Source organism: Kitasatospora sp. NPDC057904 (assembly GCF_042887925.1).
Taxonomy (GTDB): domain Bacteria; phylum Actinomycetota; class Actinomycetes; order Streptomycetales; family Streptomycetaceae; genus Kitasatospora.
This window is the reverse complement of sequence record NZ_JBHVOL010000026.1, coordinates 21427-44402: the sequence shown is the minus strand read 5'-3', so window position 1 is coordinate 44402 and position 22976 is coordinate 21427. Positions and strand designations below refer to the sequence as shown.

Below are 22976 nucleotides of genomic sequence, written 5' to 3'. Positions count from 1 at the left end.
GGCACCAATCTCAGAGCGTGACCTACTCTGGTGCGCATGAGCGACCTGCTGGAACGACTTCGCGGACGTGGGTGGCGCCTGACCTCGCAGCGCCGGGTCGTGGCCGAGGTCCTCGACGGCGAACACGTCCACCTCACCGCCGACGAGGTGCACGCCCGCGCCGCCCGGCACCTGCCCGAGATCAGCCGCGCGACCGTCTACAACACGCTCGGCGAACTCGTCGCCCTCGGCGAGGTCCTGGAGGTCGCCACCGACGGCCGCGCCAAGCGCTACGACCCCAACGCCCGCCACGCCCACCAGCACCTGGTCTGCTCGGGCTGCGGCGCGATCCGCGACGTCCACCCCCACGGCGACCCGCTCGCCGCCCTGCCCGCCACCGAGCGCTTCGGCTTCGTCCTCTCCGGCGCCGAGATCACCTACCGCGGGCTCTGTCCGGACTGTACGCACGCGCCGGCCCGCTAGGCCACGCCACCGCTCAGCCCGCAGCCGCTACGCGCTCAGCTCCGCGTGCAGCGCCCCGAGCAGCCGCCCCGCCCGCTCCGCCACCTCGGCCGGCCCGTAGTCGGCCGCCCGGCGGCACCAGTTCTCCGCCTGCACCGGCTCCCCCCGGCGCAGCGCCAGCAGCGCCAGGCGCAGCGCCGCCCGCCCGTGCCCGGCGTCCGCCGCCCGGGTGTACCAGAGCATCGCCTCGGCCTCGCTGTCCTGCCGGGCCAGCAGCAGCCCCAGGTTGAACGCCGCACTGCGGCTCCCGGCCTCCGCCGCCCGCCGGTACCAGCTCTCGGCGATCTCCAGCGCGCCGCGCTCGGCCGCCCGCACGCCCATGCGCACCTGCGCCCGGCGGTGCCCGGCGTCCGCCGCCACCGCGTACCAGTGCTCGGCCTCCGCGTCCGCGTCGCCCCGCCGGTCCAGCACCGACGCCAGCCGGAACGCGCCCTCGGCCGAACCGCCCGCCGCCGCCTGCCGGTAGCGCTCCAGCGCGCCCGCCAGGTTGCCGCGCTGCTCCTGGGCGACCGCGAGCTGCAGCGCCGCCTCGCCGTGGCCCTCGGCGGCGGCCCGCGCGTACCACTCCTGCGCCTGCTGGTGCTCGCCGCGCCCGGCGTGCAGCACGCCGAGGTTGAACGCGCCGTCGACGCTGCCCGCCTCGGCCGCCTTGGAGAACCACGGCTCGGCGCCGGACTCGTCGCCGCGCTGGAGCAGCACCACGGCCAGCGCGTTGCACGCCTCCCGGTGCCCGGCGTACGCGGCCCGCCGGTACCACTGCTCGGCCTGCTGCTCACGGCCGGTGCCGGCGCACAGCAGCCCGAGGTTGAAGGCGCCGTTGTGGTCGCCCGCGTCCAGCGCACCGCGGTACCAGTGCTCGGCCTCCTTGGCCTCGCCGCGGCTCGCGTGCAGCGCGCCGAGCGCGTTGGCGGCGTTGCCGTCCCCGGCCTCGGCGGCCTCCTGCCACCACTCGGCGGCGGCCGCGACGTCCCCGGAGTCGCGCAGCAGGAAGCCGAGCGCGCACGCGGCCCGCGGCTCGCCGTTCTGCGCGGACTGCCGGTACCAGCGGGCGGCCTCGTCCAGCAGCGCCTGGTCGGCTCCTGCCCGCTCCTCGAGCAGCACGCCCAGGCGCAGCGCGGCCCGGGCGTGGCTGCGGGCGGCGGCGGTGCGGTACCAGGTCTCGGCGGTGTCCTTGTCGCCGGCCGCCTCGCGCATCCGGGCCAGCCGGTAGGCGGCCTCGCGGTGGCCGGCGTCGGCGGACACCTTGAACCAGCGCTCGGCGCGGACGTCGCGCCGGTGCTCCATCAGGTCGCCGAGCGCGTAGGCACCGAGCGGGTGGCCGTGGTCGGCGGCGAAGTGCAGCCAGTACTCGGCGGCCTCCTCCTCGCCCTGGTCGCGCAGCTGGAGCCCGAGCGCGTGCGCGGCGGGGGCGCTGCCGGCGACGGCGGCCTGGCGCCACCACTGGGCGGCCTCGGCGCGGTGGCCCTGCTGGTGCAGCAGCACGCCCAGGTTGTTGGAGGCGGCGCGGACCCCGGCCGCGGCGGCGGCGCGCAGGTACGGCTCGGCGTCCTCCAGTTCGCCGCGGCGCAGCAGCAGCGTGCCGAGCCGCGAGGCGGCGTCCGGGTCGCCCTCCTCGGCGGCGCGGCGGTGCCGGGCCTCCAGCGCGGCCTGCTCGCGGGCGGCCAGCGCGGTCTCGAAGCTGGTGGTGTCCAGGCCCGCCGGGTCGAGGGCGCCGCCGCCGTGGGCGCCGCCGGAGCCGTCCGCGGACTCGCCGTACGGCCCGACGGCGGAGGTGAACTGACGGGTGGGCACGTGGACGAGGCTGTCGGGGCCGCAGCCGGCCGCGCGGCGCTCGGCGAGGCCGCCGGTGCGCTGGGCGGGCAGGGCGCCGGGACGGCTCTCGGGGCTCTCCGCCCAGGCGTCGGTGTCCGCCTCGGTGGCGGCGCCGGACCTGGCACCTGGCCCGTTCTTGCCGATCAGCCTCATCCGGACTCCCGCTCCCCCAGAGTGTCGCGGCATCCTCCCCCAGCCACCGGCCGGGGGGTCCTCCAGGGGAAGCGCCGGACCCGACGGCTGGTCAGCAGCCGTGCACCGTCCCCCATGTGTCCCATCGTCGCACCACCCGCAACCCGCGTACACCTGCCCCGGCCGAATTCGGGCGGGGCTGCCCCGAAGCCGACGAAATTGCTTCGGCGCTTTGTCGATTTCCCGACACTTCAACCCCACAAACCCGGTGCCGTCATCGTTGGCGACGGTCGATAGTACCGGAGCGGTTCCCGCCGCTTCGGGGCGAAAACGCCAGAGGCCCGGAGGACGAATCCTCCGGGCCTCTGTCACTACTGAGTAGCGGGGACAGGATTTGAACCTGCGACCTCTGGGTTATGAGCCCAGCGAGCTACCGAGCTGCTCCACCCCGCGTCGGTGACTCAACAGTAGCACGGACGCGGGGCGGAACCGAAATCGGTTGCCGCAGCTCAGCGGGCGCGGGCCCGGCGGCTCACGGCTTCGGGCTCGGCGACCCGCCCGCGGTGGCGGACGGGCCGCCGCTCGGGGCGGCCGGCGCCGGAGCGCCGGAGCGGGCCGCGTCGGCGGCCTTCAAGGCGTCGCCCAGCGCCTTCTGCGCGTTGCCGTACGCCACCCAGTCGCCGTTCTTGAACGCCGTCTGGCCGTCGTTGTACGCCTTCTCCGCGTCCGACAGCGCCTTCTGCAGCTCCGGCGAGATCGTCCCGCCCGGCTGCGGCGTCGGACCCGTCGACGTGCCCGGGTTCGCCGGGGTCCCCGGGTTCGCCGGATTGCCCGGAGTGCTCGGCGCCGTCGGCGTCGTCGCCGGCGCGGCCCCCGCGAACACCTTGCGCAGCGCCTCCTCCAGCGTGTTCTCGAACGCCACGTTGTCGTTCCCGTACACCACCAGGACCTTCTGCAGCGTCGGGTACTTGGCGCCGCGCCCGCGCACGTACACCGGCTCGACGTTGAGCAGCCCGCCGCCCACCGGCAGCGTCAGCAGGTTCCCGTACTCCAGGTCCGAGTCGCCGCCGCTCTTCAGCAGCGTGATCTGCTGCGCCACCTCGGGGCGGGAGTTGAACTGCGACTGCACCAGGTTCGGGCCGAGCGTCTTGCTGTCGCCCGGCACCTTCAGGATCCGGATCTTCCCGTAGTCCGGGCCCGGATCGGCGTCGACCGCCATGAACGCCGCCAGGTTGTCCCGGCCGTTGGGCACGAACGTCGTCGTCAGCGAGAAGCTCGCCGACGTGACCTCCGGGTCCGGCATGCGCAGCGTCAGGTAGTACGGCGGCTGCACCTGCTTGGTGTCGCTCGTCGGGTCCACCGGGACCTGCCAGATGTCACTGCCGTTGAAGAACGAGTTGGCGTCCGTCACGTGGTACTGGCCGAGCAGGTCGCGCTGCACCTTGAACATGTCCTGCGGGTAGCGCAGGTGCGGCAGCAGTGTCGCCGGGATGTCCGCCTTCGGCTCGACCGTGCCCGGGAACGCCTTCATCCACGTCTTCAGCACCGGGTCGTTGTCGTCCCACTGGTAGAGCTTCACCTCGCCGGTGTACGCGTCGACCGTGGCCTTCACCGAGTTGCGGATGTAGTTGACCTTGTTGGCCACCGACAGCAGCTCGCCGCGCTGGTTGGTCAGCGAGTCCTTCGTCGCCGTGCCCAGCGTCGTCTTGGACGCGAACGGGTAGCCGTCGGACGTCGTGTAGCCGTCCAGCACCCACACCACCCGGCCGTCCTGCACCACCGGGTACGGGTCGGCGTCGATCGACAGCCACGGGGCGACCTTCTCCACCCGCTCCTTCGGCGTCCGGTTGTAGATCACCTTCGCGCCGTCGGTGATCGCCCCCGCGTACAGCATCTGCGGCTCGGCGAAGCGCACCGCGTACGCGGCCCGGGTGAGCGGATTGTCCAGCGAGACACCGCTGTTGCCGGTGTACTGGTACTGCTTGTTCTCGCCGGTCTCGGTCGTGTAGTCGATCTCCTGGTTCGAGCCGCCGACGATCGAGTACGTCGTCGTCTTCTCGCCGTAGTAGACCCGCTGCTGGTAGTCGCCGAGCGCCCCGGTCGCCGGCAGGCCCGACTCGGTGAACACCGGCTGGCCCTTGTCGTTGACCTGGTTGCCCTTGGCGACCACCGCGCCGTAGCCGTGCGTGTACTTGAAGTGGTCGTTGATCCAGTTGCGCTGCACGCCGTTCAGGTCCAGCTCGCGCAGGCCGATCACGGTGTCCTGCTTGTCCGTGCCCGCGCCGTAGCGGTCCACGTCCAGCGTGTTGGGGAACGCGTAGTAGTTGCGCTGCTGCTCGATCGACTGGAACGTCGGCGACACGATGTTCGGGTCCAGCAGGCGGATGTCGGCGATCGTCTGCGCGTCCGGCTTCAGCGCGTCCGCCGTCGTCGACCCCTGCGGGGTGTACTGCGACGTCTGCGCGTCCGCGATGCCGTACGCCCGACGCGTCGCGTCGATGTTCTTCTGGATGTACGGCGTCTCCTTGGCCTGCTCGTTCGGCTTCACCTGGAACTGCTGCACGATCGCCGGGTACACCCCGCCGATCAGCACCGCCGACAGCACCATCAGCCCCAGGCCGATCAGCGCCGGCGCCCACGTGCGCCGCACCGGCGTCAGGAAGAACAGCACCGCGCAGATGATCGCCACGAAGAACAGGATCGTCTTCGCCGGCAGGAACGCGTTCGCGTCCACGTACCGCAGGCCCGTCCAGCCCGAAACACCCTTGTACGAGCCGGTCTTGACCGCCAGCGCGTACCGGTCCAGCCAGTACGCCACCGCCTTCAGCAGCACGAAGACGCCCAGCAGCACCGCCAGGTGCCCCTGCGCCCCCGCACTCGCCCGCCGGCCGGGCCCCTGCAGCCGCAGCCCGCCGTACAGGTAGTGCACCAGCACCGAGGTCAGCAGCGACACGATCACCGCGCTGAACGCGAAGCCCAGCACGAACTCGTAGAACGGCAGGTCGAAGGCGTAGAACGACACGTCCATGCCGAACTGCGCGTCCTTCTCGCCGAAGGACGTCGCGTTCGTCCACATCAGCCACGTGCGCCACTGCCCCGACGCCGCCGCCCCCGCCACCAGGCCGATCACCAGCGACACGCCGATCAGCGCCCAGCGCTTGAACGGCGCCAGCCCCGCCCGGTAGCGGTCCAGGCTCTGCTGCTCCACCGACATCGCCGACAGCGGCGGGCGCAGCCGGTGCGCCAGCCACACGTTGAAGCCGACGATCAGCGCCATCAGCAGCCCGAACACCGCGAACAGGCCGACCTTCGTCCACAGCTGGGTCGTGAACACCGACGCGTAGTGGACCGACCTGAACCACAGCCAGTCCGTCCAGAAACCCGCGAACATGACGAACAGCAGGAACAGCACCGCGAGCACGCCCAGGGTCAGCAGGGCCACCCGCGCCCGCCGGGAGGGCGGACCTACCCTGCGCCGGAAACCCGGCCCTGAGCGTTCCGGCATCTGGAATACCACGGTGGCACCTCAGCTGTGTCGTCTGGAGTCGGTCGGTCTTCAGAGCAACTTAACCAGGCTCCGACCGAGTTCCCACCGTTAGCAGACGGTTACGACGCCGCTCCTCCACACCACCCGCACCGCCCGGCGCGGCAAGCCCCACCCGGCGTGTGAGGATTGAGACATGTCCGACGCCACCGCCACGCCCCAGCCCGACTCCCCCGACGACGTCTCCACCCTCCCCGCGGCCACCCCCCTCACCCGCGCCGCCCTGGAGATCGACGAGTACGCCGCCACCCTCGGCTGGGACCTGCCCGCCCGCCTCTTCGCCCTCGTCGACTCCGGCGCCCTGCGCAAGGCCGACCCCCGGGTCGCCAAGCAGCTCGGCCTCACCGACGACGACGCGGCCGGCCTCACCCCCGTCGAGCAGGACGAGATCCCGGCCGGCACCCCCCTCGACAAGTTCCTCGGCACCATCGCCTGGCCCGACGCCGTCGCCGGCTGCGCCCTGGTCGTCGAGCGCCTCATGCTGCCGCCGGGCGCCGAGCAGAGCCGCCCGCGCAACGCCAGCGACGCCCAGCTCACCGAGTGGGTGGCCAACCACCCCAAGCGCGAGGAGGTGCGGATCACCGCCGCCGTGCTGCGCGACGGCAAGAAGGAGATCGCGCTGCGGCTGCGCTCCAAGGACACCGCGCGCGAGGTGCTGACCGGCCCCGACCTGGTGCCCGGCCTGACCGAGGCCCTGCTGGCGACCTTCGCGTAGCCGCCCTCCGGGGCCCTGCCGCACGGCGGGGCCCGCCGCGGCGGATCGCTACTTCGCGGCGCAGGACGGCAGCGCGGAGGTCTGGCCGGAGCGGATCTGCTCCAGCGACTTCAGCGCGCCGTCCAGCGTGTCCGTCTTGACCAGGGTCAGCCCGGACGGGACGTTCTTGCCCGCCTCGGCGCAGTTGCCGGACGGGGTGAGGAAGTACTCGGCGCCGGCGTCGCGGGCGGCGATGATCTTCATCGATATCCCGCCGATCGGCCCGACCTTGCCGTCGTCGTCGATGGTGCCGGTGCCCGCGACGAACCTGCCGCCGGTGAGGTCGCCGCCCGGGGTCAGCTTGTCGATGATGCCGAGCGAGAACATCAGGCCGGCGCTCGGCCCGCCCACGTCCTGCAGGCCGATGTCGATCTGGAACGGGTAGGTGTGCCGGATCCCGGTGCCGATGCCGACCACCGCGAGGCCGGCGCGCTCGGCCGGGGCCTTCGGGTCGAGGTCCCTGGCCGCCACGGTCGGGACGGTGACGTCGGTGCGGGCCGCCGGGTCCGCGGCGCCGTTGCCCGAGGTGTCCTTGAGCCGCGGGACGACGGTGAAGACCACCGACTCGCCCGGCTTGTGCTTGGTGACGCCCGCGGCCACCTGGTCCGTCGTCGTCACCGCGGTGCCGTCGACGGCGACGATCTGGTCGCCCGCGTGCAGCCGGCCCTCGGCGGGCGCGCCCGCGGTGACCGTCTTGACGATCAGGTCGTTGCCGACCGGGATGCCCAGCTGCTTGAGCGCCGCGGTGCGGGCGCTGTCCTCGGAGGAGGCGAACTCCTCGGCGTTCTGCTTCTTCGCGTCCGCGTCCGACTGCCCCTTGGGGTAGACGTTGTCGTGCGGCACCACCATCACGTCGTCGCGCAGCCACCCGATCACCGCGTTCACCAGGCTGGGCTCGTACTTGGCCCCGGTGACCTGCACGGTCGTCATGTTCAGGTGCCCGGTCGTCGGGTACGAGTCGCGCCCGGTGATGGTGATCACCGGCTTGCCCCCCTGCTGGCCGAGCGTGTTGTACGTCGGGCCCGGGCTCATCTCCGTGTACGGCACCTTCATCAGCACCGAGACGCAGAGCAGCGCTATGAGCAGCAGGGTGGCGGCGAGCATCGTCGCGGAGCGGCGTGGCATGGCACGACAGTACGGGACGCGGGTGAACCGGCGCCCCCCGGGCTACCGGCCGGAGGTCTCCCCCGAACCGGCGCTGCCGGCGGTCGTGCGTTCCATCGCGGCCATGAACCGCCGGTGTTCGGCGAGTGAGGCCGGGTCCCCCGTGGCCCTCGGCGCCCGCTGGGCCCAGCCCGCCCACACGGCGGCGAGCAGGACGGCGGCAACCGGAATGATCAACCAGGCGAGCGCACCCATGTCAGTACTCCCAGCTCGTCGTGTCTATGAGCAGATTAACCACTCCGGCGGACAACGCGATCACCGCCGTCCGGGTTACGGGAGCGCCGATCGGCTCACTGCCGGGGAGTATCCGGCGCGGGCGGCCGGACCCGTTCGGGTGAGGCCGCGGCGCGCCTGACGCTCCGCGTGCTGGGAACGTGCGGGTTCAGCAGCTGCCGGCGCCGACCCACTCCTCCTCGCCGTCGGCGAAGACCTGGTGCTTCCAGATCGGCACCTCGTGCTTGAGGTCGTCGATGAGCCGGCGCGCGGCGGCGAAGGCCTCGCCCCGGTGGGCGCAGGAGACCGCGACGATCACGGCCTTGTCGGTGATCTCCAGCCGGCCGATCCGGTGCACCGCGGCGAGCGCGCGGACCGGGAAGTCCGCGACGATCTTCTCGGCGATGCGGCGCATCTCCTGCTCTGCCGTGGGGTGGCAGCTGTACTCCAGCGCGGCCACCGACTTGCCGCCGTCGTGGTCACGGACCGTCCCGACGAAGACGGTCGTGCCGCCGGCCGCGTCGTCGCCCACCGCCTCGTACACCTCGTCCAGGGAGAGCGGGGTGTCGCGGACGGCGAGCAGGCGGATGGGGTCGTGGTTCTCGGACATGACCCCATGATTGCCCATCCGGGGTGGTCCCGGGCAAGGGGCTTCCGCATCACGATCCGGGAATTTCGCATCGTGAGAAGTCAGGGTGGCGGCCGACCCCGCGCTCCGGGCCCGGCTCCCTCTCGAGCCGCCCTGCCGGAAGTCCCCCTGCCGGAAGTCCCCACGCCGGACGCCCGACGCGGGACGCCCCCTCGCCGGACGCCCCCTCGGTGGGCACCCCCTCGGACTCCTCAGAAGCGGCGCCGCTTGCGCGCCCGCCGCACCAGCGCCGCCGTGCCCACCAGCGCCACCGTCGCCCCGGCCGCGCCCAGGCTGGTCGCCGCCTCCTTGCCGCCCAGCCGCCGCCCGGCCACCGCGTGCTTGCCCGCCACCTGCGCCAGCAGCTCCGCCAGCACCTGCTCGTTCGTCCAGGCCGGACGCCAGCCCGCCTCGTGCAGCCGGCTGCCGGACACCACCCACGGGTACATCGTGTAGGCCAGGTCCCCGGCCGGCGCCGGGGTCAGGCCCAGACGGTGCAGCCGGGCCGCGGTGCCGAGCGCCAGGGAGGCCGGCAGCTCCATCCGGCGGATGCCGGACAGCCGCTCCACGTCCTCCTGCTCCAGCCAGCCGTCGCAGCCGACCGTCACCTCGCCCTCGACCAGGCCGAGCGCCGCGTACTCCAGCGCCATCGCCAGGTCGTCCACGTGGCAGAACTGCCAGCACGGCCGCGAACCGGCCACCACCAGCAGCCGGGGCGCCTCGAAGTGCCGGGTCAGCACCGTGTCCACGCCCGGACCCACCACGACCGCCGGGCGCAGCACCGTCACCTGCAGCCCCGGGTGGGCGCGCGGCGCCCGCCGGGCCAGGCGCTCGATCTCCAGGAGGTCCCCGACCAGCGAGGCCTCCTCCGTCGCCCGCAGCTCGGAGTCCTCGGCCAGCGGCACCTCGTTGTCGGCCAGCGCGCCGTAGACCATCGCCGACGTGCACAGCACCACCCGGTGCACCCCGGCCGCCGCGGCGGCGGTCAGCACGGTCTGCGCGCCGCGGACGTTGTAGGCGCTGCGGGCCCGCGGATCGGACTCCATGCCGAAGTCCATCGCCAGGTGCACCACGACGTCGACCCCGGCCAGCCGCTCGGCGACCGCCGGATCCCGCACGTCCAGCACCCGCCACTGCACGCCCGGCACGTCACCGCGCCGGTCGTCCACCGCGAGGACCTTCTTCACGTGCGGGGAGGCCACCAGGCGGGCCGCAACCCGCTCGCCGAGCACCCCCGCGGCCCCCGTGACGGCCACGACGACCGGCCGTCCGCCGTAGGCTGGAGGCGGCGACGCCGTGGTGTCCGGGGCGTCCTCGCCTCCGGTCAGCCCAGAGCGAACGTCCGAGGGCGGGGAACTCACCGGCCATCCTCCACGGTTAGCTTATGTGCGTACGTACGTGTGTCACGTACGTCCATCCTGCCCGAGGCGAAGGCCCCGCGGTGCACCCGGCGCGGGCCCGCCGCGCGGGAGCCGCTCGCGAGTCCCCACTCCGCCGCCGCCCCGGGCCCGCAGGATTTCCCGCCACACCCGTATGACGGCCGACCGGATCGAGGACCCCGTGAGCGACCTTCCCTTCGGATTCGGCGTTCCGCCCGAGGAGCCCGAGGACGGCAAGGCCAAGCCCGACGACGAGCAGAAGAAGAAGGACCAGGGCTCGCAGGGCGCCGACCAGAGCGGCCCCCAGCCCTTCGGCTTCGGCGCCGGCAACCCCTTCGGCGCGCTGTTCGGGATGCCCGGCACCCCGGGCGCCCCCGGCGCGGGCGACAACCCGTTCGCCGCGATGTTCGGCGGCCTCAACCCGGGCGACCTCGGCGCCGCGTTCCAGCAGCTCGGACAGATGCTCTCCTTCGAGGGCGGCCCGGTGAACTGGGACCTCGCCACGAACATCGCCCGCCAGACCGTCGTCGCCGAACCCGCCGAGGGCAAGAGCAAGGACCGCTCGGTCAGCGCCGCCGAGCGCTCCGCCGTCGCCGAGGCCGTCCGGCTCGCCGACCTCTGGCTCGACGGCGCCACCGAGTTCCCCTCCGGCGCCGGCACCGCCGTCGCCTGGAGCCGCGCCGAGTGGATCGAGGCCACCCTCCCGGTCTGGAAGGACCTCGTCGACCCCGTCGCCGAACGCGTCGGCACCGCCATGGGCGGCGTCCTGCCCGAGGAGATGCAGGCCATGGCCGGCCCCCTCATGGGCATGATGCGCTCCATGGGCGGCGCCATGTTCGGCACCCAGATCGGCCAGGCCCTCGGCGCCCTCGCCGCCGAGGTCGTCGGCTCCACCGACATCGGCCTGCCCCTCGCCCCGGCCGGCAAGGCCGCGCTGCTGCCCCAGAACGTCGCCGAGTTCGGCGAGGGCCTCAGCGTGCCCGCCGAGGAGGTCCGCCTCTACCTCGCCCTGCGCGAGGCCGCCCACCAGCGCCTCTTCGCCCACGTGCCGTGGCTGCGCGCCCACCTGCTGGGCGCCGTCGAGGCCTACGCCCGCGGCATCAAGGTCGACACCTCCCGCATGGAGGAACTCGTCGGCCAGCTCGACCCCACCAACCCCGAGGCGCTCCAGGAAGCGCTCGCCGGCGGCCTCCTCCAGCCCGAGGACACCCCCGAGCAGAAGGCCGCCCTCGCCCGCCTGGAGACCGCGCTCGCCCTCGTCGAGGGCTGGGTCGACGCCGTCGTCCACACCGCCGCCGAGCCCCACCTGCCCCAGGCCGGAGCCCTGCGCGAGACCGTCCGCCGCCGCCGCGCCGCCGGCGGCCCCGCCGAGCAGACCTTCGCCACCCTCGTCGGCCTGGAGCTGCGCCCGCGCCGCCTGCGCGACGCCGCCCGGCTCTGGGCGCTGCTCGCCGACGCGCGCGGCGTCGAGGGCCGCGACGCCCTCTGGCAGCACCCCGACATGCTGCCCACCGCCGCCGACCTCGACGACCCGGACGCCTTCGTGCACCGCGGCGCGTCCGGCGACCTGGAGGGCGGCATCGACTTCGACGCGCTCGACAAGCTGCTCGGCGAGGCCGCGGCCGGCGGCACCACGAGCCTCACCAAGGGCGACACCCCCGAGAACGACGGGCCCGAGCAGGACGGGCCCAAGCAGAACGGGCCCAAGCAGAACGGGCCCGAGCAGGACGGCACCGACGGAAAGGGCGAGCCCACCGCATGACCGCCACCGACCCGGGGGCGTCCGCCCTGCACGCGGACGCCGTCGGCACCCTGACCCGGTGGCGGCCCGCCGACCAGGACCAGGAACAGCTGCGGCTGGACTACCTGGAACACCTGCACGCGCAGCCCGAGGGCCTGTACCGCTCCTGCCTGCCCGCCCACATCACCGCGAGCGCCGCGGTCGTCGACCCGGCGGCCGGGCGGGTGCTGCTCACCCTGCACCCCAAGGTCGGCCTGTGGCTGCAGATGGGCGGGCACTGCGAGCCGGGCGACGCCGACCTCGCGTCGGCCGCGCTGCGCGAGGCCGTCGAGGAGTCCGGCATCCCGAACCTCACCCTGCTCGCCGTCGACGGACGGCCCGCCCCGGCCAAGCTCGACCGGCACCAGGTCCGCTGCACCGGCAAGGACCGGCCGGAGAACACCCACCTGGACGTCCAGTACATCGCGCTGGCCCCGGCCGGCGCGCAGGCACTGATCAGCGAGGAGTCGCTCGACCTGCGCTGGTTCGACTACGACGGCCTGCCCGAGCTGACCGACCACTCGGTGCGCGACCTCGTCGCGCGGGCGAGGCGGCTCACGAGCTGAGGTGCGACAACCGGAAGGGGGCGCGGGCCGCATAGGCCCACGCCCCCTTCCGTCGCTCCCACGTTCGATCGCGCGGCCCCACCGCGCTTCCCCCCGCCTTCCCGTTCCCTACCTTCCCCCGTTTCCCTGCCTCCCCGTTTCCCAGCCTCCCCCGCCGAGCTCCTCAGCCGCAGGAACGCGCCGGATCGGACTCCGGGTCCGCGCTCCGGGCCCCCGGGATGTGCGGCAGCCGCGCCGCCGACACCACGCCCTCCAGGTACCCGCGCGCCCGCTCCGTCCGGGGATAGGCCTCCAGCAGCGCCCAGAACCCCGGACCGTGATCCGGCACCAGCAGGTGCGCCAGCTCGTGCAGCAGCACGTAGTCGAGCACGTACTCCGGCATCCCCTGGAGACGGTGCGAGAGCCGGATCGTCCCCTCGCTCGGCGTGCACGAGCCCCAGCGCGAATTCTGGTTCGTGACCCAGCGGACCTGGGCCGGCTTCGCCCGGCCGTCCAGGTACGCGGCCGACAGCTCGCGGGCCCGCGCCTCCAACGCGTCGTCCCCCGGGATCCGGCGGCTCTCCTGCGCGGCCAGCTTCTCCAGCATCTGCGCGACCCACCGCTGCTCCTCGGCGTGCGACATCCGCGCCGGGATCAGGACGACGGTGCGGTCGCCCTCGCGGTAGGCCGAGACGGTGCGGCTGCGGCGGGCGCTGCGGCGCACCTCGACCCGCGTGCGGTCGTGCGACTCCCCCGGCTTGGGCGGGGACGCCTGGTGCTGTGCCTGGTGTTGCGTCTGGTGTTGCGTCTGATGCTGGGGCTGCGCGGATTTCGGCTGCTGATCCGAGCGCCCGCGCGTGCTCGGCGCCGCCACTTGCGACCCGGACGCTGCACGGGCACGCCGACGCGACGCCGATGGATGGGAGTCCCGCTCGGCTGCCATGGCACACGACGTTACCCGCTACCACTGACAGAAGTCCGCTGCCATGGCCGAAATCTTTCGTGGAGTGATCGGTAACGAAAGGCCGACAAGGGGTGTCCGGAAACCGACGCCGGAGCGGATACCCAGTTATCCACAGGACCTGCGAACCGATGATGTGATCATGGGCCAGCGCCTGTGGATAACCCGGCGCACGATGTCGCCCCGATCGGGCAAGCTGCCGTCAGCCGTCCGAAAACGATCGGAAAGGACACCACCGTGCGCCTCGCCCTCAAGCCCGCCCTGTCCCGCAGCTGGCGCGACACCGAGACCCTGCAGTTCGGGACCATCAGCCGCTACGCGGGAGTGGTCGAGCACGCCGACAAGACCCTGTGCGACTTCCTGGGCCTGCTCGACGGCACCCGGGACCGTCCCGCGCTGCTGGCGGCCGGCGAGAAGGCCGGGCTCGGCCGCGACCCGGCCGAGGCACTGCTCGCCGAGCTGGAGGAGGCCGGGCTCCTCGACGACGCGGAGGCGGCCGAGGCCGCGCTCGCCCGCTTCCCGCAGCCGCACCGGGAGCTGCTGGGGCCGGACCTCGCCTCGCTCTCGCTGGTCCACTCCGGCCCGGGTGCCGCACCGGCGGTGCTCGCCCGGCGGGCGGACACCCGGATCGAGGTCCGCGGCGCGGGGCGGGTCGGGGCCGCCGTGGCGGCGGTGCTCGCGGCAGGCGGGGCGGGGGCCGTCACGGTGAAGGACGGCGGCCGCGTCCGGCCCGGCGACTGCTCCCCCGCGGGCGTGCCGCCGTCCGACGTCGGGCGGCTGCGGATGACGGCGGCGAAGGAGGCGGTCCAGCGGGCCTCGGCCCGTCGCCCGGCACCCGCGCCGCGGCGGGCCGCGGACGCGCCGCCCGATCTCGTGGTGCTCGCGCCGCGGGACGGCAGCGGGGCGTTCGCGGGCGGGGCGTACGAGGCGCGGCAGCTGCTGCGGGCCGGGGTGCCGCATCTCTACGTGGGCGTGGTGGAGGAGTTCGGGGTGGTCGGGCCCCTGGTGGTGCCGGGGGTGTCGGCCTGCGGGCACTGCCTGGTGCTGCGGAGGGAGGACGAGGACGCGGCGTGGCCACGGGTGCTGGCCCAGCTCGCGGACGGAGGACCGGGGCGTGCGCGCACCCCGGCCTGCGACACCGCGATGGCCACCGCCGTGGCGGGCCTGGCGGCACTCCACGTCCAGGTGCTGCTCGACGGCGGCCGGCCGCCGAGCGTGAACGGGTGGTGCGAGTTCTCGGCCACCGACGGCATGCCGCGCCGGATGCGCCTGAGGGGCCACCCGGACTGCGGCTGCCTGTGGCAGCCGCTGCCACCGAGGTAGGACGCCGGGAGGTGGGTGGGTGGGTGGGGAGGGGGTGGGGGGCGGGGGGGGAGGGGCCCCCTCCCCCCGGACGGAGAACATGGAGCAGGTGGACAAGACCGAGAAGTCGGCCCCGCCGACTTCTCGCACACAGCACCGAAGGCCGGTACCCCCAGGGGCACCGGCCTTCTCGGTGTGGACACCTCGGGCTGCGCCCCGTCAGGCGGCGAGCTCCGCATCCTCCGCCCGCTCGTCGGCCGCATCGGCCGCCGCCGTCTGCTCCGCCCCCGCCGGGCGGCCCCGCATGACCAGCGTGGCCACCAGCGCCGCCGCGAGCACCCCGATCGCGCTGATCGTGAAGGTGGTCGTCATCGCGCTCGTGAACGCCTCCCGAGCGGTGTGCACGAGCCCGGCGTCCCCCTTCGCGACGGCCAGCGCCCCGGCGATCGAGTGCCTCGCCCCGTCCGGCAGCCCCGTCCGGCAGCCCCGCCGGCATCCGGGCGGCGAAGCCGCTCGACAGCAGCGAGCCGAGGATCGCGATGCCGAGCGCGGTGCCGGCCTGCTGGATGGTGTCGTTGAGCGCCGAGCCGACGCCCGCCTTCTCCGCCGGGATGGTGCCCATCAGCGCCCCCACCGCGGCCGGCATGGCCAGACCGGCCCCGAGCCCGAGCAGGCCGAGCGCGACCGCCGGAACGGTGAAGCCGCCGTCGGCCGTGACGGTGGTCAGCAGCCCGAAGGCGGCGGCCATCGCGAGCATCCCGGAGAGGATCAGGAGGCGGTTGCCGATCTTCGCGGCGAGCTTGGCCCCGGCCCCGTTGCCGATCAGCGCGGCGACGGCGAGCGGCATGAACGCGAGCCCCGCCTTGACCGGCGAGTAGCCCAGCACGAACTGCAGGTACTGGGTGAGGACCAGCAGCAGCCCGCCGTTGCCGATCTGGACGAGCGTCAGCGAGAGCGAGCCGCCGCTGAAGTCGCGGTGCCCGAAGAGGACCAGCGGCACCATCGGCGCGTCGGTGACGTTCTCCCAGACCACGAACCCGACGAGCGCCACCACCGCCACGCCGAGGGTGACCAGCGACCGGCCGCCGAACGCGCCGTGCTGCGGGATCTCGATGATCCACCAGATCAGCGCCGTCATGCCGACCGCGGACAGCACTGCGCCGAGCGGGTCCGGCTTCTGCCACGGCCCCTTGGACTCCGGCATCAGCACGAGACCGGCGAGGATCGCGAGGGCGACGACCGGGACGTTGAGGAAGAAGATCGAGTGCCACGAGAAGTGGTCGATCAGCACGCCGCCGAGGACCGGGCTGCCGACGAGGCCGAGCATCGCCACCGACCCCCAGGCCGCCATCGCCTTGCCGCGCTCGTCCTCGTCGAAGACGGTGATGAGGATCGACAGCGTCGACGGCATGATCAGCGCGCCGCCGACCCCCATCGCGACGCGGGAGGCGATCACCTCACCGGGGTTCGTGCAGAAGGTCGCGGCCAGGGACGCCGCGCCGAAGAGCAGCAGGCCGATGATCATGATCTTCCGTCGGCCGAAGCGGTCGCCGAGGCTGCCGGAGGTCAGCAGCAGCCCGGCGAAGACCAGGACGTAGGAGTCGAGGATCCACTGGGTGTCCTGGGCGCTCGCGCCGAGGTCGGCCGTCATCGAGGGCACGGCCACGGTCAGCGCCATGCTGTCGATCACCAGGACCAACGAGCTCAGGCACAGCACGATCAGGATCCACCAGCGGTGCGGGTTGCGGGCTTGCATGAGATCTCCCCTCTCCATGCGCACACCGTTCCTTCGGTGCGCACTGCGTTCCGTCGCTGCGCACACTGTACGCATCACGGAACAGTGTGCGCAACTAGCGCTTGCTGTACGCTGAATGCGAACGGTGTACGCAGAAGGGGATGCCGATGGCCGCCAGCACGAACCCGATCCCGTCCGTATGGGCCCGCCGCCAGCGCGAGCCCGACCAGCCCTCGCTCAGCCGGGACGCGATCGTCCGCGAGGCGATCGTGATGCTCGACGCCGAGGGCATCGAGGCGCTGAGCATGCGCAAACTCGCCGCCCGCCTGAACGCCGGCGCGACCTCGCTCTACCGCCACGTCGCGACCAAGGACGAGCTCATGGAGCTCGCGGTCGACGAGGTCTTCGGCGAGATCGTCCTCCCGCCCGCCGACAGCCCCGACTGGCGCGCCGCGGCCACCGAGGCCGCCCAGGCCTTCCGCGCGACGGTGCTGCGCCACCCCTGGCTGTCGTCCGTCCTCGGCCAGGCGGGCCTCGCCTACCTGGGCCCCAACCTGATGTCGTTCGCCGAGCAGCTGACCGTCCTGTTCACCGCCGCCGGGTTCCCCGAGCCGGTCCGGGCGATCGACACCCTGGTCTGCTACACGATCGGCATGGGCACCACGGAGTCGGCCTGGCTCACCACGGTGGCCCGGTCCGGCCAGACGGAGGCCGAGTTCATCGCCCGCCTCATGCCCGCCGCCCAGGAGGCGGCCGACGGCTTCGAGCACCTCGCCGACGCCTACGCGACCGCCGCCGGCACCGACCCGGTGACCATCCGCGACAGCAAGTTCGGCTACGGCCTGGAGGTCGTCCTCGACGGCCTGGCCCTGCGCCTGCCCCGCTGATCCGCGGATCCGCCGACCGGTACGCCACCCGTACGCCACCGGTCCGACACCGATGCGCCGCTCACGCCTGCGCGAAATACGGGCTGGTGCGGGGCGGCGAACGGGCACAATGGCGTAGTGATGGTCGGCCGTCCGGTACCGGGTGGCCGGGGGTGTGTCGGATGGAGGCCCGGTGAGCGATCTTCCGCGCAAGGCAGTGACCCGCACGGCACGGCTCGCCGCCCTGCCCCTGGGGATAGCCGGCCGCGCCACGCTCGGCCTGGGCAGGCGGATCGGCGGCCGGTCCGCCGAGGTGGTGACGGCCGAGCTGCAACAGGCCACCGCGGACCAGCTGTTCAAGGTACTCGGCGAACTCAAGGGCGGGGCCATGAAGTTCGGGCAGGTGCTGTCCGTCTTCGAGGCCGCGCTGCCCGAGGAGGTCGCCGGCCCGTACCGGGCGGCGCTCACCAAGCTGCAGGACGCCGCTCCCCCGATGCCCGCCGCCAAGGTGCACACCGCGCTCGCCGAGCGCCTCGGGGCCAACTGGCGTGAGCTGTTCCGGGAGTTCGACGACCGGCCGGCGGCCGCCGCCTCGATCGGCCAGGTGCACCGGGCGGTCTGGCACGACGGCCGCCGGGTCGCCGTCAAGGTGCAGTACCCGGGCGCGGGTGACGCGCTGCTCGCGGACCTGTCGCAACTCGGCCGCGTCGCCTGGCTGCTGGGCCCGCTGATCCCGGGGCTGGACATCAAGCCGCTGATCGCCGAGCTGCGCGAGCGGGTCTCCGAGGAGCTCGACTACGAGCTGGAGGCGCAGGCGCAGCGTCGGCACGCCGAGGTGTTCGCGGGCGATCCGGACATCGTGGTACCGGGTGTGGTGGCGCAGGCGGATCAGGTGCTGGTGACGGAGTGGATGGACGGCACGCCGCTGGCGGAGGTGATCGCGGGCGGGAGCCAGGAGGAGCGGGACCGTGCGGGCCGGCTGCTGGCCCGGTTCCTGTTCGCCGGTCCGGCGCGGACGGGGTTGTTGCACGCGGATCCGCATCCGGGCAATTTCCGGTTGTTGAAGGACGACGGTCCGGTGTCGGGGTGGCGGCTGGGGGTGCTGGACTTCGGCACGGTGGACCGGTTGCCGGGTGGGTTGCCGGCGCCGATCGGGGCGTCGCTGCGGATGGCGTTGGCCGGTGATGCGGCGGGTGTGCTGGAGATGCTGCGGGAGGAGGGCTTCGTGAAGCCCTCGATCGAGCTGGATGCGGACGCGGTGCTGGACTACCTGGTGCCGATCATCGAGCCGGCGGCGGTGGATTCCTTCCACTTCACGCGGGCGTGGATGCGGGCGCAGGCGGCGCGGATCGCGGATCCGCGGTCGCCTGCCTACAACCTGGGCAAGCAGTTGAACCTGCCGCCGTCGTACCTGCTGATCCACCGGGTGACGTTGAGCACGATCGGGGTGCTGTGTCAGCTAGGGGCGAAGGCGCCGTTCCGGGCGGAGATGCTGGAGTGGCTGCCGGAGTTCGCCGAGCAGGGACCGGGTGGCAAGCGGGCTCGCAAGGGTCGCTGAGGGGCCGGGGAAGCCCGGGGCACCGACGAGTCGGAGCCGAGTAGCCAGCAGAACGGCCGCAGGCCGCTCCCCGGGTGCGGGGGGCGGCCTGCGGTGCGACGGGGGTCTGCCGTTCGTCCTGTGCCTGTCCGTGCGCGCCTGCACGCGCGTGGCCGCGCGTGGCCACGGGGCGCGCGCGTCGAACCGGGGCCGGACTACATCAGGGCGACGGCGAGGGCCTTGCGGGCCCGCAGCGAGGCGCGCTCGGCCCGCTGCTTGAGCTTGTGCGCCCGGGCGATGCGCAGGACGAGCCGTTGGTGCTCGGCCTCGTGCAGCCGGTCTTGCATATGGGCGCGGGCCAGGGATTCGTGGAGGAGTTGCATTTCGAGGGTCCTGTTCTGGATCTGAAGTTCGTTGGCCTGTTCGGCGCGGACGGCGGGGTCGATGGCGGCGGTCATGTGGTGGTCCTGCTCGTGGTGCGTCGTCGGGAAGGGGTTGGTGCGGGCCGCGTCGGCCTTGGCGGCGGCGATCCGCACGGAGCGGCGGAGGGAACTGTCCAGTGGGGGCTGCTCTCCCCGGCGGACGGCTCCGGCTCCGAGGTCGGGGCTCACGCCATGACCTCGGTCTTGCGCGGACGGCCACGGGGCCGCTTGCGGGCCACGACGACGCCCTGGACGAAGAGCTCGCCACCCCAGACGCCCCAGGGCTCGCGGCGCTCGAGGGCGCCGGCCAGGCAGGCCTCCTTGACCGGGCAGGTGCCGCAGAGGGACTTCGCGTACTCGACGTCGGCGGGCGTCTCGGCGAAGAAGACCTCGGGGTCGAAGGCGCGGCAGGGGATGGGGAGACCGAGTGCCTCGGCCTGCTCGATCGAGCTGAGCTGCATGGAAAGAACCTCCGGGGGGTCGGCCTGGTCGGCCTTGGTGATCTGGCTTGTCGGCGGTACGGACGGGGTGGGCGGTGTGATGACCGTGGACACTGTCTGCGTCTTCCTCGTCTTCTCAGTGGTTCCGGCCCGGCTGACTGGTGGGGCTGGGCCGGAGGCCCCGGGGGGCCTGGGTGGTCTTGCGTACCGGACAAAACAGAAGGGCCGCGGATCCCGGTGTGACGGGTTCCGCGGCCCTGGAGGTGCCGACCTGAGGTTCAGGTTCGTTCTCTCCAGGGTTCAGGCCCGCGGAAGGCCCGCATCCGGATGGCCGTGGCGCCGATGAAGGCGGCCATGGCCTGCTTGTTGATCTGCTGCTCGTTCTGCTTCTGGGCGTTTCCGGCACCGATGACCTGCGCATAGCCGCCATGCATGGCTGCGGCTACGACCGCCTTCGGTGCCTGGGTCGGTCGCTCGTCGCGCTCGGAGCGCGGCGTGCCGAACGACGCCCAATCGCGGGACAGACCGGTCTCGACGGAGGCGCCTTCGACGCTCCTGCCGCTCGCGACGCACAGATCAGTGTGTCCGAGACCACTGACAGCGACGGCGGGGACGACGGAGACACCGGTGGTGTCGAGACCCAGACCGGTTCCACCGAGCTCTGCGGGCGCCCACAGGAGGGCATCACGCAGGGAGGCAGCGACAACGGTCCGGCCAGTCATTTTGGTGATCATGATGTTTCCCACTGTCTTCGCCTCCTCTCGGCGTCTCGCGGAGCCGGGTTTCCCCTGCTCCGATGTTCGGATGTCTGTCTTGGTGAAGCTTTGGGCGCGGGAACTCGGCACAGGCGTCACCCCGTGCGTTCGCGTCCCCTTGACCGCTCCGGCAGGCTATTGCGCTCCCGGTACGCCGCGCAAACTATTTTTCACGGCGGTTTTCGCGTCGCGTTTCGCGTCGCGCCGGACGGCGCGTTCCGATGCCCCGCGGGAGTCCCCTGAGCAGTCCCCGTGACCACGCCCGGACCGGCTCACGCCGGTTCGACCGGACCGTCGTCCATGACGCCGTCCGGTTCCTCCTCGGGCTCCTCCCCCGCACACAACGAGAGCACGGCGGCCCCGTACTTGTCCAGCTTCATGGCGCCGACCCCGGAGATCTGGGCCAGTTCCTGGCGGTTCGCGGGCACGTCCTCGGCGATCGCCATGAGCGTCGCGTCGGTGAACACGACGTAGGCGGGGGCGCCCTGCTTCCTGGCCTGCCGGGCGCGCCACTCGCGCAGCCGCTCGTACAGCGCCTCGTCCATGGTGGACGGGCAGCTCTCGCAGCGGCGGAGCTTGCGTTCGACGGCGTCGGTCAGGACGCGCTCGCAGACGCGGCACTTGACCGGTCCGCGGACCTTCCGCCCGGCGGCGCGCTCGCCGAACTCCACGCCCCCGCGCCCGCCCCGCGCGCCGGTGCGGGTGCCGGGGGCGGCGGAGCCGGGGCGCAGCCCGTCGAGGAAACGGGTGGGCTTGCGGCTGGCGCGGCCGCCCGGGGAGCGGGAGAGGGCCCAGGAGAGGGAGAGGTGCTTGCGGGCGCGGGTGACGCCGACGTAGAGGAGGCGGCGCTCCTCCTCGACCTGTTCGTCGGTCTTGGCGTAGATGATCGGCAGGGTGCCCTCGGTGAGGCCGACGAGGTAGACGGCGTCCCATTCGAGGCCCTTGGCGGCGTGCAGGGAGGCGAGGGTGACGCCTTCGACGGCGGGGGCGTGCTGGGCGGCGGCGCGGGCGTCGAGTTCGGCGACGTAGGCGGCGAGGTCCGCGCCCAGTCCTTCGGCGGTGCGGGTGCGCTCGAACTCCTCGGCGAGCCGGACGAGGGCGGCGAGGGACTCCCAGCGGTCGCGGACGGCGCCGGAGCCGGCGGGCGGTTCGGGGGTGAAGCCGCGGCTGGCGAGGACGGCGCGGACCTGGCCGGCCAGGTCGGGGGCGCCGGCGGTGAGGGGGTCGGCGGCGGCGCGGGCCGCGCCGCGCAGCAGGACGCCGGCGTCGCGGACCTCGGGGCGTTCGAAGAACCGCTCGGCGCCCTTGAGCTGGTAGGGGACGCCGAGGTCGGCGAGGGCCTGTTCGTAGACCTCGGACTGGCCGTTGGTGCGGAAGAGGACGGCGACCTCGCTGGCGCGGACGCCGGTGGCGAGGAGGTCCTTGATGCGGCGGGCGGTGGTCTCGGCCTCGGTGGGCTCGTCCTCGTACTCGGTGTAGCCGGGTTCGGGGCCGGCTTCGCGCTGGGAGACGAGTTCGAGGCGGTGGCGGGCGGCCTCGCCGCGGGCCTGGGCGAGGAGTCCGTTGGCGAGGTGGACGACCTGGGGGGTGGAGCGGTAGTCGCGCACGAGCTTGACGACGGTGGCCTCGGGGTGGCGGCTGCGGAAGTTCAGCAGGTAGTCGGGGGTGGCGCCGGTGAAGGAGTAGATGGTCTGGCTGGCGTCGCCGACGACGCAGAGGCTGGCGCCGCCGCCGGGGCCGGTCCACTGGTCGAGGAGGCGCTGCTGGAGCGGGGAGACGTCCTGGTACTCGTCGACGGTGAAGTGCCGGTACTGGGCGCGGACCTGGTCGGCGATGTCGGGGCGGTCCTCCAGGATGGCGGCGGTGAGCAGGAGGACGTCCTCGAAGTCGATGACGCCGCGGCGGCTCTTGGCCTCCTCGTAGACGCGGTAGACCTGGGCGGTCTCGGCGGGGTCGCGGGGAGCGTCGCGGCCGGACTTCTGGACGGCGGCGGGGTAGTCGTCGGGGCCGATCTGGGTGACCTTGGCCCATTCGATCTCGGCGGTGAGGTCGCGCAGTTCGGTGCGCTGGACGCGCAGGCCGCAGCGGCCGGCGGATTCGGCGACGAGCTGGATCTTGCGTTCGAGCAGCTGCGGGACGGGGCCGCCGACGGCGCGGGGCCAGAAGTACTGGAGCTGGCGCAGGGCGGCGGAGTGGAAGGTGCGGGCCTGGACGCCGTCGGCGCCGAGCTGGCGCAGGCGGCCGCGCATCTCGCCGGCGGCGCGGGCGGTGAAGGTGACGGCGAGGACCTGCTGGGGCTGGTAGACGCCGCTGCGCACGCCGTAGGCGATGCGGTGGGTGATGGCGCGGGTCTTGCCCGTGCCGGCGCCGGCGAGGACGCAGACGGGCCCGTGCAGGGCGGTGGCGACGGCGCGCTGTTCGGGGTCGAGGCCGGCGAGCACGGCGTCGGGGCCGGCGTCGCGGGCCGCCGCCGCGGGGTCGGTCCAGAGGTCGCCGCTCAAGAGGT

At 73.4% G+C, this 22976-nt stretch carries 18 protein-coding genes, 1 tRNA gene and 1 pseudogene; 7 read left to right on the top strand and 13 right to left on the bottom strand.

From position 1 onward, the window contains the following. Nucleotides 1-36: 36 nt before the first annotated feature. Nucleotides 37-462, top strand: a complete 426-nt coding sequence (locus ACFVSN_RS38515; RefSeq protein WP_380438474.1) for a Fur family transcriptional regulator — start codon at nucleotides 37-39, stop codon at nucleotides 460-462. Nucleotides 463-489: 27 nt separating this feature from the next. Here the strand turns inward: ACFVSN_RS38515 and ACFVSN_RS38510 are convergent, their stop codons facing one another. The 3 genes from ACFVSN_RS38510 to ACFVSN_RS38500 form a co-directional block, all read right to left on the bottom strand. Next, complete coding sequence (locus ACFVSN_RS38510; protein ID WP_380505094.1) at nucleotides 490-2466, bottom strand: tetratricopeptide repeat protein; 1977 nt, start codon at nucleotides 2464-2466, stop codon at nucleotides 490-492. Between the two features lie 358 nt (nucleotides 2467-2824). Continuing rightward, nucleotides 2825-2898, bottom strand: a tRNA-Met gene (locus tag ACFVSN_RS38505). 79 nt (nucleotides 2899-2977) lie between these two features. Next, nucleotides 2978-5950, bottom strand: a complete 2973-nt coding sequence (locus ACFVSN_RS38500) for a UPF0182 family protein (RefSeq protein ID WP_387958010.1) — start codon at nucleotides 5948-5950, stop codon at nucleotides 2978-2980. A 175-nt stretch (nucleotides 5951-6125) separates the two neighbouring features. On the opposite strand from ACFVSN_RS38500, the gene ACFVSN_RS38495 reads away from it, so the two are divergent. Next, a complete protein-coding gene (locus tag ACFVSN_RS38495; protein WP_380438468.1) occupies nucleotides 6126-6704 on the top strand; it encodes a PPA1309 family protein in 579 nt (192 codons plus the stop codon). Between the two features lie 48 nt (nucleotides 6705-6752). Here ACFVSN_RS38495 and ACFVSN_RS38490 read toward each other — a convergent pair whose 3' ends face one another. The 4 genes from ACFVSN_RS38490 to ACFVSN_RS38475 all read right to left on the bottom strand — a co-directional run bounded on the left by ACFVSN_RS38490 (nucleotide 6753) and on the right by ACFVSN_RS38475 (nucleotide 10109). Further along, complete coding sequence (locus ACFVSN_RS38490; protein WP_380438466.1) at nucleotides 6753-7868, bottom strand: PDZ domain-containing protein; 1116 nt, start codon at nucleotides 7866-7868, stop codon at nucleotides 6753-6755. A 42-nt stretch (nucleotides 7869-7910) separates the two neighbouring features. Next, nucleotides 7911-8102, bottom strand: a complete 192-nt coding sequence (locus tag ACFVSN_RS38485; protein WP_380438464.1) for a hypothetical protein — start codon at nucleotides 8100-8102, stop codon at nucleotides 7911-7913. A 187-nt stretch (nucleotides 8103-8289) separates the two neighbouring features. Further along, a complete protein-coding gene (locus tag ACFVSN_RS38480) occupies nucleotides 8290-8730 on the bottom strand; it encodes a molybdenum cofactor biosynthesis protein MoaE (protein WP_359966241.1) in 441 nt (146 codons plus the stop codon). Between the two features lie 230 nt (nucleotides 8731-8960). Further along, nucleotides 8961-10109, bottom strand: a complete 1149-nt coding sequence (locus tag ACFVSN_RS38475; protein ID WP_380438460.1) for an NAD-dependent epimerase/dehydratase family protein — start codon at nucleotides 10107-10109, stop codon at nucleotides 8961-8963. 199 nt (nucleotides 10110-10308) lie between these two features. Here ACFVSN_RS38475 and ACFVSN_RS38470 point away from each other — a divergent pair, with 199 nt between their 5' ends. After that, nucleotides 10309-11889: a zinc-dependent metalloprotease gene (locus ACFVSN_RS38470; protein WP_387958008.1), complete on the top strand. Its 1581-nt coding sequence runs from the start codon at nucleotides 10309-10311 to the stop codon at nucleotides 11887-11889. After that, nucleotides 11886-12473 (top strand): NUDIX hydrolase, encoded by a 588-nt coding sequence (locus tag ACFVSN_RS38465; RefSeq protein ID WP_387958005.1) that lies wholly within the window; start codon nucleotides 11886-11888, stop codon nucleotides 12471-12473. The genes ACFVSN_RS38470 and ACFVSN_RS38465 overlap by 4 nt, the downstream gene beginning before the upstream one ends. A gap of 163 nt (nucleotides 12474-12636) precedes the next feature. Here the strand turns inward: ACFVSN_RS38465 and ACFVSN_RS38460 are convergent, their stop codons facing one another. Continuing rightward, a complete protein-coding gene (locus ACFVSN_RS38460; protein ID WP_387958003.1) occupies nucleotides 12637-13326 on the bottom strand; it encodes a M48 family metallopeptidase in 690 nt (229 codons plus the stop codon). Between the two features lie 324 nt (nucleotides 13327-13650). Between ACFVSN_RS38460 and ACFVSN_RS38455 the strand changes: the two genes are divergently transcribed. Then, on the top strand, nucleotides 13651-14736 hold the full coding sequence (locus tag ACFVSN_RS38455) for a ThiF family adenylyltransferase (RefSeq protein WP_380505085.1): 1086 nt from the start codon (nucleotides 13651-13653) through the stop codon (nucleotides 14734-14736). Between the two features lie 198 nt (nucleotides 14737-14934). Here the strand turns inward: ACFVSN_RS38455 and ACFVSN_RS38450 are convergent. Further along, a pseudogene (locus ACFVSN_RS38450) lies at nucleotides 14935-16471 on the bottom strand (MFS transporter). A 146-nt stretch (nucleotides 16472-16617) separates the two neighbouring features. Here ACFVSN_RS38450 and ACFVSN_RS38445 point away from each other — a divergent pair. Together ACFVSN_RS38445 and ACFVSN_RS38440 are read left to right on the top strand one after the other, a co-directional pair. After that, nucleotides 16618-17337, top strand: a complete 720-nt coding sequence (locus ACFVSN_RS38445; protein ID WP_387958001.1) for a TetR/AcrR family transcriptional regulator C-terminal domain-containing protein — start codon at nucleotides 16618-16620, stop codon at nucleotides 17335-17337. Nucleotides 17338-17509: 172 nt separating this feature from the next. Next, nucleotides 17510-18874 carry an ABC1 kinase family protein gene (locus ACFVSN_RS38440; RefSeq protein ID WP_380449065.1) on the top strand — a complete coding sequence of 455 codons (1365 nt, stop codon included), beginning with the start codon at nucleotides 17510-17512 and terminating at the stop codon, nucleotides 18872-18874. 194 nt (nucleotides 18875-19068) lie between these two features. On the opposite strand, the gene ACFVSN_RS38435 is transcribed toward ACFVSN_RS38440, so the two are convergent. The 4 genes from ACFVSN_RS38435 to ACFVSN_RS38420 all read right to left on the bottom strand — a co-directional run bounded on the left by ACFVSN_RS38435 (nucleotide 19069) and on the right by ACFVSN_RS38420 (nucleotide 22911). After that, nucleotides 19069-19311 (bottom strand): hypothetical protein, encoded by a 243-nt coding sequence (locus ACFVSN_RS38435; protein WP_380503177.1) that lies wholly within the window; start codon nucleotides 19309-19311, stop codon nucleotides 19069-19071. A gap of 149 nt (nucleotides 19312-19460) precedes the next feature. Next, nucleotides 19461-19829 (bottom strand): WhiB family transcriptional regulator, encoded by a 369-nt coding sequence (locus tag ACFVSN_RS38430; protein ID WP_380438270.1) that lies wholly within the window; start codon nucleotides 19827-19829, stop codon nucleotides 19461-19463. Nucleotides 19830-19993: 164 nt separating this feature from the next. Beyond that, on the bottom strand, nucleotides 19994-20449 hold the full coding sequence (locus tag ACFVSN_RS38425) for a hypothetical protein (protein ID WP_380498916.1): 456 nt from the start codon (nucleotides 20447-20449) through the stop codon (nucleotides 19994-19996). Between the two features lie 293 nt (nucleotides 20450-20742). Then, nucleotides 20743-22911, bottom strand: a complete 2169-nt coding sequence (locus ACFVSN_RS38420) for an ATP-dependent DNA helicase UvrD2 (RefSeq protein WP_380438282.1) — start codon at nucleotides 22909-22911, stop codon at nucleotides 20743-20745. Nucleotides 22912-22976: the final 65 nt, after the last annotated feature.